This is a genomic window from Nocardia transvalensis (genome assembly GCF_015477765.1).
Classification (GTDB): domain Bacteria; phylum Actinomycetota; class Actinomycetes; order Mycobacteriales; family Mycobacteriaceae; genus Nocardia; species Nocardia transvalensis_A.
This window is the reverse complement of sequence record NZ_JADLQQ010000009.1, coordinates 300625-314563: the sequence shown is the minus strand read 5'-3', so window position 1 is coordinate 314563 and position 13939 is coordinate 300625. Positions and strand designations below refer to the sequence as shown.

Here is a 13939-nt window from a genome sequence, read left to right as displayed (position 1 = left end):
CCTCGTGATCAGGCTTGGTCGAACTTCGCCAGCAGCGCCTTGCGCTGACGGTCGCCCAGGCCCCGCAGGCGACGGGTCGGGGCGATCTCGAGCTCGCTCATGATCTCGGCGGCCTTGACCTTGCCGACCTTGGGCAGGGCCTCCAGCAGCGCCGACACCTTCATCTTGCCCAGGACCTCGTCCGTCTCGGCATCCTTCAGGACCGTCTTCAGGTCGGTGCCGCCACGCTTCAAGCGCTCCTTGAGCTCTGCCCGAGCGCGGCGAGCGGCAGCCGCCTTCTCCAAAGCAGCGGCGCGCTGCTCGTCAGTCAGCTGGGGAAGGGCCACGGTTCCTCCGTCTCATCGTTCATTGCTTCATCTCCCGCCGGTAACCCGGCGGTCTGTGCGACCGTACCCACGCCGCGTGCCGATTGCGAACCCACCCCCCAGGTCAGCGCGGGATTCGGGCAGGGTATCGGGCGGGCGAGCGCCTCTTTGCGCCCGATCCGGCCGATAGCGCAGATCCTACCGCCGAATCCCCGAACAGCCTTGTGACCTGCGTTTTTTCACCCTCCGACCGGCGTTGTCGCAGTACAGCCCAGATACCCGAACAGCTTGTAACCGGGCCGTTATCGCGCGACCTGGAACTTTCTTGAAATTCCCGGCGTGTCGCGCATTTTCACCCCCGCGTGTCGCGCATCACAGCCGACGAGAGGCGAGGTGCGCAATCCGGGACGGCACCTCCTCGCCCACAGAGGCGCGAATCGGGTCCCCAGACCGCCGCTGACGCCGCAAAACACACAGGTGTAGTTCCTGGGGCAGGAGCGGCCCGCAACGCCGCAGCGGGCCGCAGACGCAAAACGGACCGGTCTCTTCGGAGACCGGTCCGTGTGCTGAGGGCCGCGGCGCGGCGGATGTCAAGCCTGCAGGAAGGCGAACTCCTCGGCGAGTTGATGGACGCGGGTGCGCAGCGCGGCGACCGACGGTCCGGCCGACAGGACCTCGCGGGAGACGGCGGGCACCGCCGCGTGGAGGCTTTCCGGCGGGACGAGTTTGCGGATCGACTCCGGTCCCCCGCCCTGCGCTCCGACACCCGGCATGAGGATCGGGCCGTTGAGCATGGTCAGGTCGGGGGCATCGGTGAGGGTGGCGCCGACGACGACGCCGACCGAGCCGAATTCCGGGCCCGCGTTGCGGGCGGCCGCATCGTCGACCATGGTCTGGGCGATGCTGCGGCCGTCGGCGGTCATGGTGCGCTGCAGCCCCGCGGCCTCCGGGTTGGAGGTGGCGGCCAGCACGAACACACCCCGTTCGTTGGCCTTCGCCGATTCCAGTGCGGGCGTGAGCGATCCGAATCCGAGATAGGGCGAGACGGTGACGGCGTCGCTGCCGAGCGGGCCGTCACCGAGCCAGGCCTGCGCATAGGCGGCCATGGTGGACCCGATGTCACCGCGCTTGGCGTCGGACAGCACCAGCGTGCCTCCCGACCGCAGCGCGGCGATGGTGTCCTCGAGCACCATGATGCCGCCCGACCCGTAGGCCTCGAAGAACGCCACCTGGGGCTTGACCAGCGCCACCCGGCCCTCGAACGCCTCGACGCAGGTGTCGGCGAACCGTTTGAGGCCCTCGACATCCTCGGACAGCCCCCAGGCGCGCAACAGCGGCGGATGCGGATCGATACCCACGCACAGCGCACCGTGGCGCCCCATGGCATCGCGCAACCGCACGCCGAACGACGTCACCGATTCTCCGAATCGGTTCCCGCCGCGGCCGCCGCCAGTTCCCGCTCGTCCGACTCCTCGTCGGTCCACAGCGGCGTACGGTCGAAGGGCGGGGTGGCGCGGAAGCCGACGGTCGAATAGCCGCCCACATTCCGCATCCACCGGATGTCCCCGCCGCCCGGCAAGGCCGCCTCGCCGGTGTCGAACGCCCGGCGCCGCCGCGGTTTCACCCGCCCGGCGCCGACCGGCCGGGCACCCGCACCAAACCCGATGGATCCCACCGTTTCCTCTCCTGTCCAACCGCAGTTGTTATCCGCGGAGCACGGCGTGCAGCTCTTGCAGTGAGCGCACGCCGATCCCGCCGTTGATCGTTGCCTCGATGCCCTGCACGGCCGCGGCCGCGCCCTGCACCGTCGTGATGCACGGAATGTTCGCTCCCACCGCGGCGGTGCGGATCTCGTAGCCGTCGACCCGAGGCCCGGAATTGCCGTAAGGGGTGTTGAACACGATGTCGATCTCACCATTCTTGATCCGATCGACGATCGCCGGCTCGTCCGCAGGTACCGGTTCGGACTGCTTGCGCACCCGTTCGCAAGGAATCCCGTTGCGTCGCAACATTTCCGCCGTGCCATCGGTGGCCAGAATCCGGAAGCCCAGGTCGTGCAGCCGCTTCACCGGGAACACCATGGCCCGCTTGTCACGGTTTGCGATCGACACGAACACCGTACCCTGCGTGGGCAGCGAACCATAGGCCGCGCTCTGACTCTTGGCAAAGGCGGTACCGAAGTCGGCGTCGATGCCCATCACCTCGCCGGTGGATTTCATCTCCGGCGACAGCAGCGAGTCGATGCCGGTGCCGTCGGGCCGGCGGAATCGGTGGAAGGGCAGCACGGCCTCCTTGACCGCGACCGGGGCGTCCATCGGCGCGTGACCGCCGTCCCCCTCGGCGGGCAGCATGCCCTCCTTGCGCAGTGCGGCGATGCTCGTGCCCAGCATGATCCGCGCCGCCGCCTTGGCCAGCGGCACCGCGGTGGCCTTGGACACGAACGGAACCGTGCGGCTCGCGCGCGGATTGGCCTCGAGCACGTAGAGCACATCGTCCTTGAGCGCGTACTGCACATTGAGCAGGCCCCGCACGCCGATCCCCTTGGCCAGCGCCGCGGTGGAGCGGCGCACGGCCTCGATATCGCTGCGGCCCAGGGTGATCGGCGGCAGCGCGCAGGCGGAGTCGCCGGAGTGGATACCGGCCTCCTCGATGTGCTCCATCACCCCGCCGAGGAAGACCTCGTCGCCGTCGCACAGGGCGTCGACGTCGATTTCGATGGCGTCCTCCAGGAATCGGTCCACCAGCACCGGGTGGTCCGGGTTCAGTTCGGTGGCCCGGGAGATGTAGCCCTCGAGGGACTTCTCGTCGTAGACGATCTCCATGCCGCGCCCGCCGAGCACGTAGGACGGGCGCACCAGCACCGGGTAGCCGATGCTCGACGCGATCTTCTTGGCCTGCTCGACCGTGGTGGCGGTGCCGTACTTCGGCGCGGGCAGCCCGGCATCGACCAGCACCTGACCGAATTCGCCGCGGTCCTCGGCCAGGTCGATGGCCGCCGCGGAGGTGCCGACCACCGGAACCCCGGCCTCGGTGAGCCGCTGCGCCAGGCCCAGCGGGGTCTGCCCGCCCAACTGCACGATCACGCCCGCGACCGAACCGGATTCGCGTTCGGCGTGGTACACCTCGAGCACGTCCTCGAAGGTCAGCGGCTCGAAGTAGAGGCGGTCGGCGGTGTCGTAGTCGGTGGAGACGGTCTCCGGATTGCAGTTGACCATCACCGTCTCGTACCCGGCCGCCGATAGCGTCTGCGCGGCATGCACGCACGAGTAGTCGAATTCGATGCCCTGGCCGATGCGGTTGGGGCCGGAGCCGAGGATGATCACCTTCTCGCGCTCGCGCTGCGGGGCGACCTCGGATTCGGCGCCCGGATCCAGCTCGTAGCTCGAGTAGTGGTACGGCGTCTTGGCCTCGAATTCGGCGGCGCAGGTGTCGACGGTCTTGTACACCGGGCGGATGCCGAGCCGGTGCCGCAGCTCCCGCACGCCGTTCTCCCCCGCGAGTTCCGGTCGCAGCGCGGAGATCTGGCGATCGGACAGGCCGTTGTGCTTGGCACGGCGCAGCAGCGGCTCGTCCAGCACGGGGGCGTCGAGGATCTCGCGGCGCAGCTCCACCAGCCCGGCGATCTCGGCGACGAACCAGGGGTCGATACCCGAGGCGGCCGAGACGTCTTCGATACTCGCGCCCAGCCGCAGCGCCCGTTCCACCTGGTACAGGCGGCCCTCGGTGGGCACCTTCAGATCCTCGAGGATCGCGGCCACCTCGATCCACTGCCCGTCGGGCTGGGTCCAGAATCCGGTGGCCTTGGTCTCGAGCGAGCGCAGCACCTTGCCCAGGGCCTCGGAGAAGTTGCGGCCCAGCGACATCGCCTCACCGACCGACTTCATCGTGGTGGTCAGCGTCGGGTCGGCGCCCGGGAACTTCTCGAACGCGAACCGCGGCGCCTTCACGACCACGTAGTCCAGCGTCGGCTCGAAGCAGGCCGGGGTCTCCTTGGTGATGTCGTTGACGATCTCGTCGAGGGTGTAGCCGATGGCCAGCTTGGCGGCGATCTTGGCGATCGGGAAGCCCGTCGCCTTGGAGGCCAGGGCCGACGACCGCGACACCCGCGGGTTCATCTCGATGACGATCAGGCGGCCGTCGCGGGGGTTGACCGCGAACTGGATATTGCAGCCGCCGGTGTCGACGCCGACCTCGCGCAGGATGGCGATGCCCAGATCGCGCATCGTCTGGTACTCGCGGTCGGTGAGGGTCATGGCCGGGGCGACGGTCACCGAATCGCCGGTGTGCACACCCATCGGGTCGACGTTCTCGATCGAGCACACGATGACCACATTGTCGCGGCCGTCGCGCATCAGCTCGAGTTCGTATTCCTTCCAGCCGAGGATGGACTCCTCGATCAGCACATTCGCCGACGGCGACGCGGCCAGACCGCCACCGGCGATCCGTTCGAGGTCGGCATCGTTGTAGGCCATGCCCGAACCCAGTCCGCCCATGGTGAACGAGGGCCGCACGACCACCGGGAAGCCCAGTTCGGCAACGGTTTCGCGGACCTCGTCCATGGTGTAGCAGACCTTGGAGCGGGCGCTCTCGCCGCCGACCTTGGCGACGATGTCCTTGAACTTCTGCCGGTCCTCACCGCGCTGGATGGCGTCGAAGTCCGCACCGATCAGCTCGACGTCGTACTTCTCCAGCACGCCGCGCTCGTGCAGGGCGACGGCGGTGTTGAGTGCGGTCTGGCCGCCCAGCGTCGCCAGAATCGCGTCGGGGCGCTCCTTGGCGATGACCTTCTCGACGAACTCCGGAGTGATCGGCTCGACGTAGGTGGAGTCGGCGAACTCCGGATCGGTCATGATCGTCGCCGGGTTGGAGTTCACCAGCGAAACCCGCAGGCCCTCCGACCGCAGCACCCGGCACGCCTGGGTGCCGGAGTAGTCGAATTCGCAGGCCTGGCCGATCACGATCGGGCCCGAGCCGATCACCAGGATGTGGTGCAGATCCTCGCGGCGTGGCATCAGGCTTCCTCCATCAGGCCGGCGAAACGGTCGAACAGATAGGCGGCGTCGTGCGGACCGGCGGCAGCCTCCGGGTGGTACTGCACGGAGAAGGCGCGACCGTCGGTCAGCCGCACGCCCTCGACGGTGCCGTCGTTGGCGCAGGTGTGGCTGACTTCCGCGGTGCCGAACGGCGTGTCGAAGCGCTGACCCGCCTCACCCTCGAGGGCGAAGCCGTGATTCTGTGCGGTGATCGAGATCTGGCCGGTGGTGTGGTCGACGACCGGCACGTTGATGCCGCGGTGGCCGAACTTCATCTTGTAGGTGTTCAAACCCAGTGCGCGGCCGAGGATCTGGTTGCCGAAGCAGATACCGAACAGCGGAAGGCCCTCGCCCAGAACGGCTTTGGTGAGCTCGACGGCGTCGTCCTGGGTGGCCGGGTCGCCCGGGCCGTTGGACAGGAACACCCCGTTGGGCTTCAGCTCCTTGATCCGGTCCAGGGTGACGTTCGAGGGCACCACGTGCACCCGCATGCCGCGCTGGGCGAACATGCGCGGGGTGTTGGTCTTGATGCCGAGATCGACCGCCACCACGGTGAAGCGGTGCTCGCCGGCCGGCTCGATCGTGTACACGTCGTCGGTGCTGACCTCGCCGGCCAGATCCGCGCCCAGCATCGAGGGCTGGCCGGTGACCCGCGCCAGCAGTTCGTCGACCGAGGCCGCGGCGGCGTCGCCGGAGAAGATGCCCGCCTTCATCGACCCGCGGGTGCGCAGGTGCCGCACCAGCGCGCGGGTGTCGATGCCCGCGATGCCGACGACGCGCTGGCGTTCCAGCTCGTCCTGCAGGGTGGTGGTGGCGCGCCAGTTGGAGGCGCGCCGCGCGGGGTCTCGCACGGCGTACCCGGCGACCCAGATCTTCCGTGACTCGTCGTCCTCGTCGTTCCAGCCCGTGTTGCCGATCTGCGGGGCCGTGGCCACCACGATCTGACGGTGGTAGCTGGGGTCGGTCAGGGTCTCCTGATAGCCCGTCATCGCGGTACAGAACACCGCTTCACCCAATGTCTCACCCACGGCACCGAAGGGCGCGCCGCGGAATACGCGGCCGTCCTCCAGCACCATCAGCGCGGTCTCACCGCTCATTTCTTCTCGTCTCCCGTCATCGTGCCGGTCGCGCTCGCCGTCCAGGCCGGATACACCGTCTTGTCGTCACCGCGGAATCCGGTGTCCACCTCGGTCCCGGTCGGCAGCTTCCAGCGAATTACCAGCACACCATCTTGTGTCATGACCTTGCCCGCATGTCCCCGCTCGGTGCGCACCGCGGTGATGGACTCCTGCGGAATCCAGATCGCCGTCGCGCCGTCGCGCTCCAGCAGGATGCCGCGTTCGAAGCGGGTGAGTTCCGCTGTGGCCCGGAACCCCAGATCGCCGACCGCGACCCGGTTCTGCCAGCTGGGTGCCAGAGTGGTTCCGGTGTACAGGCCCGTGGTCGGTTCCAGCAGTTGCGCGCCCAGATCGGCGGGCACCGCCGGTAGCTCACCGATCGAGGCCGCCTGCCGCCGCGCCTTCTTCTGCCAGGCTCGGTACATCAGCCACAGGCACAGCGCAAACAGGACGAGCAGCCCGACCACCCACAGCGTTCGCTCCATCAGAGTCTCTCTCTCGCTACCAACGACGCGCCGCGCCCATCAGCGTGCTCGCGTCGTTGCACTGCCGCTTTGCCGTCGCGAGCGGTGACCCGTCCGCGCAGGAACGTTGCCGTCACCCGCGCGGGCAGGGTCATCGCCTCGTACGGCGTGTTGCCGGAAATGCTCGCGAGCTCCGTTGCCCGCACCGTCCATTCCGTCTCCGGGTCGACCAGCGTCAGGTTGGCCGGTTCGCCCACCGCCAGCGGCCGACCCTGGTCGTCCAATCCCGCGATGCGCGCGGGATTTTCGCTCATCACCCGGGCCACACCGCGCCAGTCGAGCAGGCCCGGCCGCACCATCGTCTCCACGATGATCGACAGGGCCGTCTCCAGACCCAGCATGCCGGGACGGGCGGCGGCGAATTCGCAGCACTTGTCCTGCTCGGCGTGCGGGGCGTGGTCGGTGGCGACGCAATCGATGATGCCCGCGGCCAGCGCCCGCCGCAGCGCCTGCGCATCGGAGGCCTCGCGCAGCGGCGGATTCACCTTGTTCACCGCGTCGTAGGTCTCCAGCCGCGAATCGTCCAGCAGCAGGTGATGGGGGGTGACCTCGGCGGTGATCGAAATGCCTTGGTCCTTGGCCCATTTCAGCAGTTCGACGGTCCCGGCGGTGGAGGCGTGGCAGATGTGTACGCGCGCACCGGCATCGCGGGCCAGCAGCGCGTCGCGGGCCACGATCGACTCCTCGGCCGCTCGCGGCCAGCCCGCCAGGCCCAGCCGGGCGGCGTTGGGACCCTCGTGTGCGACAGCGCCTTTCGTCAGCCGCGGCTCCTCGGCGTGCTGGGCGATGAGGACGCCGAGGGAGTTCGCGTACTCCAGGGCGCGGCGCATGATCAGCGGGTCGTAGACGCAGTGGCCGTCGTCGGAGAACATCCGCACCCCGGCCTCACCGGCGGCCATGGTGCCCATCTCCGCCAACTGCTTCCCTTCCAGGCCCACCGTGACCGCGCCGACCGGATAGACATCGACCAGGCCGACCTCCCGCCCGCGCCGCCAGACGTGATCGGTGACCACGACACTGTCGGCGACCGGGCTGGTGTTGGCCATCGCGAACACCGCGGTGTAGCCGCCGAGAGCGGCTGCGGCCGAACCGGTTTCGATCGTCTCGGTATCCTCGCGGCCGGGCTCGCGTAGGTGGGTGTGCAGGTCGACGAAGCCGGGCAGCAGGATCTTGCCGGTGCCGTCCACGGTCTCCGCAGCCTCGTCCCCCAAACGTGTCCCGGCGCGCTCTTTGCCGGGATCCGTGGCTATATCGCGGATCTCACCGTCGGCCAGCAGCACGTCGACCGGATCGCCCTCGCCATAGAGGCGCACGTTCTTGATCAGGACATTGCTCACGCCACTGCCTCCCCGGCTCCGATCAGCAGGCGGAACAACACCGCCATGCGCATGTGCACACCGTTGGTGACCTGTTGCAGCACCGCGGTTTTCGGCGAATCCGCCACCGACGACGCGATTTCCATACCGCGCAGCATCGGGCCGGGATGCAGCACCACGGCGTGCTCGTCGAGCAGCGCCATGCGCCGCTCGTTGAGTCCGTAGTGAATCGAGTACTCGCGCGCCGACGGGAAGAAGCCGCCGTTCATCCGCTCGGCCTGCACGCGCAGCATCATCACCGCATCCGCGCCTGGCAGTTCGGCATCCAGCGAATGCGAGATCCGTACCGGCCACTGGTCGACGCCGACCGGCAGCAGGGTGCGCGGGGCGACCAGCACCACCTCGGCGCCCAGGATGTTCAGCAGGAACGCATTCGAGCGGGCGACCCGGCTGTGCAGGATGTCACCGACGATGACGACGCGCTTGCCCTCGAGGGCGCCCAGCCGCTGCCGCAGCGTGAGCGCGTCCAGCAGGGCCTGGGTGGGATGCTCGTGCATGCCGTCACCGGCATTGATGATCGCCGGACCCGCACCCGCGTAACCGCCTGCGCCGTTTTCCAATTCGCCGAACCAGCGGGCCATCTGGTGGGCCGCGCCGGAGGCCGGATGCCGCACGATCAGCGCGTCGGCACCGGCGGCGTGCAGGGTCAGGGCGGTGTCGCGCAGCGACTCACCCTTGGACACCGACGAACTCGACGCGCTGACGTTGATCACGTCGGCGCTCATCCATTTGCCCGCCACCTCGAACGAGACCCGGGTGCGGGTGGAGTTCTCGAAGAAGACGGTCATCACGGTGCGCCCGCGCAGTGTCGGCAACTTGCGCACCTCGCGGCCGAGCAGGGCCTGCTCGAAGCGCTGGGCATCGTCGAGCAATTCGGTGGCAACGCCACGATCCAGGTCGGTGACGGAGAGCAGATGCCTCACTTTTCTCCTCCCTGGTGCAGATACACGCCGTCGCGGCCGTCGTGTTCGGTGAACAGCACCGAGATGTCCTCGCTGCGTGAGGTGGGCACGTTCTTGCCGACGTAATCCGCGCGAATGGGCAGTTCGCGGTGGCCTCGATCGATGAGCACCGCCAGCTGCACCGCGCGCGGACGGCCCAGATCGCGCAGTCCGTCCAGCGCCGAGCGCACGCTGCGGCCGGAGAACAACACATCGTCGACCAGCACCACCAGCGCGTCCTCGATACCGCCCTCGGGCACCGAGGTGCGCTCCAGCGGGCGATGCGGACGATTGCGCAGATCATCGCGATACAGCGTGATGTCCAGCGAACCCAGTGCCGGACGCACGCCGGAGAACTCCTCGATCCGATCGGCCAGCCGCGCGGCCAGAGTGGTTCCGCGCGTGGGGATTCCGATCAATGCCACCCGCGGGGTATCCGGATCCTGCGAATCGAGAGCGGTCTTCTCGATGATCTGATGCGCCATGCGCGCGATGGTTCGGCCGACATCCTGCGCCGACAACAACTCCCGCCCGGCCTGTACCCACTCGGGATCGTGCCGCGGCGAGTATTCGCCAGCGTTCGACCTGGCCGCCCGGTCCTCGGGCACGACCATGCCGACCTCCTTCCCCGCCTCACGGGACGGTCCTTAAAGGATGTCTTCCGGCGTGAAAGCCTAGCAGCAGCCCCGCAAACCATCGGCAGCGGGGGTACCGGTGTGAGCCCCGCCACCTGCGCAAATGCCACCGCATCCCCGCCCCCGCGAAGAACGCCACCGGATCGCTGGAGTGGCGCTCGTGCACGCGGGTATCGCCGAGGTATGTCTCACTTCCGACGATGGGGAGCTGTCTACCTGCTGTTTCTGTTGTTCGTCGGATCGTGGATCGGTCAGTTCTTCGCCCAGCTGAGCGAATACCGCAACACTGCGCAAGCACACGGTCAGACATTCGCCTGGTCCGGCTACTGGCCCGATTTCCTTGCCAGCACCCTCGAGAACTGGCAGAGCGAATGGCTGCAGCTGGTCTTCCAGGCCATCTTGTTGCTGGGCGCCAAACACTGGCTGTTCCGCGTCGACGCGCAAGACCTCGAACGTATCGAAGCCAAGATCGACGACTTGCGAGACCTATACGCCGTAAATCGGAATGTGCGATGCTCGGGGGGTGAGCAATGACGCTGACTTCACCGAACCACGGCGGATGAGCTTTCGCGGGGAGGGCGGGATCACCCTTGCCGGGGAGAGTTGGGGGCCCGATGACGGGCCGCCGACGGTGTTTCTGCACGGCGGCGGGCAGACCCGGCACTCGTGGAAGGAGTCGGGAGCGGCGCTGGCCAAGGCCGGGATGCGGGCCGTGCTGTTGGATGCGCGCGGGCACGGCGAGAGCGATTGGGCGCCCGACGGGAACTACACCCGTGAGGCGATGACCGGCGATCTACTCGGGATTCTGCGCGAGCTCGGCCGGCCGGCCATCGTGGTCGGCGCGAGTATGGGAGGGCTGACCAGTTTGCTCGCCACCGCGCGGCCCGGTAGCGAACTCATCGCCGGGCTGGTGCTGGTGGATGTGGTGCCCCGCCCGGAGCACCGGGGCGTGACGCGGGTGCTGAATTTCCTCGGCGGACATCGCGAAGGCTTCGCCACCCTCGAGGAGGCCGCCGACGCGGTCGCCGCATACCTCCCCCACCGTGCCCGCCCGCGCACCACCGAGGGCCTGCGCCGCAATCTGCGACAACGCGAAGACGGCCGCTGGTACTGGCATTGGGATCCGGCCATGCTCTCCGGCCGCGGCGAGGACATCGAATTGCACAGCGAGGCCCTCGAACAGGCCGCCCGCCAACTGACCATCCCCGTCCTGCTCGTCCGCGGCCGCCTGTCCGACGTGGTCAGCGAACAGGGCGTCGCCGACTTCCGCGCACTGGTCCCCCACCTCGAATACGTCGAAATCGGCGGCGCCGCCCACACCGCCGCCAGCGACGTCAACGACGAATTCTCCGACGCCGTGGTCGATTTCGTGCGAGCCCACCTCGAGGTGTAGCGCCCGGTGTGAATCACTCAGAGCAGTAGCCCTCGGGGCGAACTACTGCCGTGATCTGATGGCGGGACCACCGGCTGGCGAAGGATGCGGACAACAGGGCCCCGCAGTGGTCATGATGTTTCGGTGGCCATCGAGGGATCCCGGACTCCGGAAGAGGCGGCCGTGCGGCTGTTCGCGCGGGTGGCGGCGAGCGTGCCCGCCTATCGGACGTTCCTGGCCGAGCACGGTGTCGACGCCGCGGCCGTGACGACACACGCCGATTTCGCCCGCCTTCCGCTGATCGACAAACCCGGGTATCTGCACCGGTATCCGCTGCCCGAGTTGTGCCGTGACGGCCGGCTCGGCGATCTGATCGCGCTGTCGTCGGGCTCGACCGGGGAGCCGACGCCGTGGCCGCGGACGCTGGCCGACGAGCGGGTGACCGGTGAACGGTTCGAGCAGATCTTCCGCGACGGATTCGATGCCCGGACACGGTCGACCCTGGCCGTCGTCTGTTTCACCCTCGGCACCTGGGTCGGCGGGCTCTACACGCTGGGCTGTGTGCGGCAGCTGGGCGATCGCTATCGGGTCACCGCGGTGGCGCCGGGCAACGACACCGAGGAGATCATGCGGGCGCTCACCCGCCTGGGCCCCCTGTTCGACCAGGTTGTCCTGCTGGGTTATCCGCCGTTTCTCAAGGATGTCATCGACCGCGGGCGAGCCGCCGGGGTGGACTGGGCACGGTACCGCATCAAGCTGGTCACCGCCGGGGAAGTATTCAGCGAACAATGGCGCACCCTCGTGGCGCAACGGGCCTGCATGGACGATCCCGTGCGCGATATCGCCTCGCTGTACGGAACCGCGGATGCGGGCGTGCTCGGCAACGAGACTCCACTGTCGGTGGCCATCCGGCGATTTCTGGCCGATCGTCCGGATGCGGCGCGGGAGCTGTTCGGGTCGTCGCGGTTGCCGACGCTGGTGCAGTACGACCCGTATCGGCGCTTCTTCGAGGAGATCGACGGCACGCTGGTCTTCTCCGGCGACAGCGGTGTCCCCCTGATCCGCTATCACATTGCCGACGAAGGCGGCCTGATCGCCCACCATAGGATGTTGAACTTCCTTGCCGGACACGGGTTTCGGCCGACTCCCGACACACCGGAGCTGCCGTTCGTCTACGTGTTCGGGCGCAGCCGGTTCATCGTCTCGTTCTACGGCGCGAACATCTACCCCGAGAACGTCACGGTAGGCCTCGAACAGCCCTCCGTCTGCGACGAGGTGACCGGCAAATTCGTCCTGCAGGTCGACGAGGACGCCGACCGAGACCGCCACCTGACGATCGATGTGGAACTGGCGCCGGAGGCAACGGCTACACCGGAATTGGCCGACCGGGTGGCGGAATCGATTCGGCGCGAACTGATCCGGCTCAACAGCGAGTTCGCCCATTACGTCCCGCCGCACCGTCAGCACCCGCAGGTACGGCTGCGTCGGCACGCCGACCCCGCCCATTTTCCGCCGGGCGTCAAACACCGCTACACCCGCGCCGAGTGACCCGGGAACCCGAGGTGCTGCGAGAGTGGCAGAACCGCAGTCCGGTCACCATACTGACGGCACCGACGCACGAACGCGCTCGCCAGCGCTCGAGAAGGGGCGGGATCTCCATGGCTTCTACAGTTCCTGTCGGTGTGGTGATCTTCCCGCCGCCGGTGCACTCCGTACTCGAGGCGATCACGCGCGCGGAAGAGGCGGGCATCGGCACGGCCTGGGTGCCCTCGTGGCCGGTGGGGCCGGACGGGCTGAGCATCGTTGCCGCGGCCGCGGCGCGGACGAGCAGAATCGGGCTGGCCAGCGGCATCGCGATCACCTACCCCACCCATCCCCTGGCGCGGGCGAACCAGGCGCTGGTCGCAGCCGAGTTGGCGCCCGGACGTTTTCGCCTGGGCATCGGCGCCAGTCACCGACCGGAAATCGAGGACCGCTACGGCCTTAGGTTCGACAAGCCACTGGCTCACTTACGCGAGTACATCGCGGTGCTGCGCGGGATGTTGTGGGACGGACATGTCGACTTGGACGGGGAGTATTACCAGGTCCATGCCGGTCTGCCCCCGGCACTCACGCCGCCGCGAACGCCGATCATCCTGGCTGCGCTGCGCGAGAACATGCTGCGGCTGGCGGGCGAGGTCGCGGACGGTGCGATGCTCATCTGGGCGGGGCCCTCCTATGTGCGCTCGATTGCCCGGCCGGCGCTGGAGGAGGGAGCACGGCTGGCACAGCGGCCACGGCCACCGCTGATAGTCGGCGCGACCGTCCTGCTCACCCGCGACTTCACCACCGTGCGCCAGGTTGCCCAGGAGGTGTTCTCCGTCTATTCCTCCCTCCCTACCTACCGAAAAATGTTCCGCGAGGCCGGTTTTCCCCTCACCCCTCAGGGCCAGTTGAGCGATGAGCTCATTCACGAGGTCATCATCTACGGCGACGAGGAAACCATTCGCCAGCGCCTGCTGACCCTGCACCAGGCAGGCGCGGACGAAATCGCGGCCACCATCCGGCCGCTGACCGATCCCGCCCGCGAAGAGGCCACCGTTCTGGAAATCCTCACACAGATATCCGGATAGGACGCGCACCGGCCAAGACGTTG

Annotated in this window: 13 protein-coding genes; 4 read left to right on the top strand and 9 right to left on the bottom strand. The window is 68.2% G+C overall.

Annotated elements, in window-relative coordinates; all coding sequences use genetic code 11:
• Positions 1–8 precede the first annotated feature (8 nt).
• The 9 genes from mihF to pyrR form a co-directional block, all read right to left on the bottom strand.
• A complete protein-coding gene (gene mihF / locus IU452_RS27065; RefSeq protein WP_068018717.1) occupies positions 9–326 on the bottom strand; it encodes an integration host factor, actinobacterial type in 318 nt (105 codons plus the stop codon).
• A gap of 569 nt (positions 327–895) precedes the next feature.
• Positions 896–1720, bottom strand: coding sequence for an orotidine-5'-phosphate decarboxylase (gene pyrF / locus IU452_RS27060; RefSeq protein ID WP_195111992.1), 825 nt, complete (start codon positions 1718–1720; stop codon positions 896–898).
• On the bottom strand, positions 1717–1980 hold the full coding sequence (locus tag IU452_RS27055; RefSeq protein ID WP_195111991.1) for a hypothetical protein: 264 nt from the start codon (positions 1978–1980) through the stop codon (positions 1717–1719). The genes pyrF and IU452_RS27055 overlap by 4 nt, the downstream gene beginning before the upstream one ends.
• A 28-nt stretch (positions 1981–2008) precedes the next feature.
• Entirely contained in the window at positions 2009–5317 is a 3309-nt protein-coding gene (gene carB, locus IU452_RS27050) for a carbamoyl-phosphate synthase large subunit (RefSeq protein ID WP_195111990.1), read from the bottom strand.
• Complete coding sequence (carA, locus tag IU452_RS27045) at positions 5317–6435, bottom strand: glutamine-hydrolyzing carbamoyl-phosphate synthase small subunit (RefSeq protein WP_195111989.1); 1119 nt, start codon at positions 6433–6435, stop codon at positions 5317–5319. The genes carB and carA overlap by 1 nt, the downstream gene beginning before the upstream one ends.
• Positions 6432–6941, bottom strand: a complete 510-nt coding sequence (locus tag IU452_RS27040) for a transporter (RefSeq protein ID WP_195111988.1) — start codon at positions 6939–6941, stop codon at positions 6432–6434. The genes carA and IU452_RS27040 overlap by 4 nt, the downstream gene beginning before the upstream one ends.
• Positions 6941–8317, bottom strand: a complete 1377-nt coding sequence (locus tag IU452_RS27035) for a dihydroorotase (protein WP_195111987.1) — start codon at positions 8315–8317, stop codon at positions 6941–6943. The genes IU452_RS27040 and IU452_RS27035 overlap by 1 nt, the downstream gene beginning before the upstream one ends.
• Entirely contained in the window at positions 8314–9279 is a 966-nt protein-coding gene (locus IU452_RS27030; RefSeq protein WP_195111986.1) for an aspartate carbamoyltransferase catalytic subunit, read from the bottom strand. The genes IU452_RS27035 and IU452_RS27030 overlap by 4 nt, the downstream gene beginning before the upstream one ends.
• The gene (pyrR, locus tag IU452_RS27025) at positions 9276–9911 is read right to left on the bottom strand and encodes a bifunctional pyr operon transcriptional regulator/uracil phosphoribosyltransferase PyrR (RefSeq protein WP_195111985.1); all 636 of its coding nucleotides are present in this window, start codon (positions 9909–9911) and stop codon (positions 9276–9278) included. The genes IU452_RS27030 and pyrR overlap by 4 nt, the downstream gene beginning before the upstream one ends.
• A gap of 204 nt (positions 9912–10115) precedes the next feature.
• Between pyrR and IU452_RS27020 the strand changes: the two genes are divergently transcribed.
• The 4 genes from IU452_RS27020 (at position 10116) to IU452_RS27005 (ending at position 13916) form a co-directional block, all read left to right on the top strand.
• Complete coding sequence (locus IU452_RS27020; RefSeq protein WP_195111984.1) at positions 10116–10466, top strand: DUF6766 family protein; 351 nt, start codon at positions 10116–10118, stop codon at positions 10464–10466.
• A gap of 25 nt (positions 10467–10491) precedes the next feature.
• Entirely contained in the window at positions 10492–11325 is an 834-nt protein-coding gene (locus IU452_RS27015; RefSeq protein ID WP_228818861.1) for an alpha/beta fold hydrolase, read from the top strand.
• A 123-nt stretch (positions 11326–11448) separates the two neighbouring features.
• Positions 11449–12852 carry a phenylacetate--CoA ligase family protein gene (locus IU452_RS27010; RefSeq protein WP_228818786.1) on the top strand — a complete coding sequence of 468 codons (1404 nt, stop codon included), beginning with the start codon at positions 11449–11451 and terminating at the stop codon, positions 12850–12852.
• A gap of 110 nt (positions 12853–12962) precedes the next feature.
• On the top strand, positions 12963–13916 hold the full coding sequence (locus tag IU452_RS27005) for an LLM class flavin-dependent oxidoreductase (RefSeq protein WP_195111981.1): 954 nt from the start codon (positions 12963–12965) through the stop codon (positions 13914–13916).
• Positions 13917–13939: the final 23 nt, after the last annotated feature.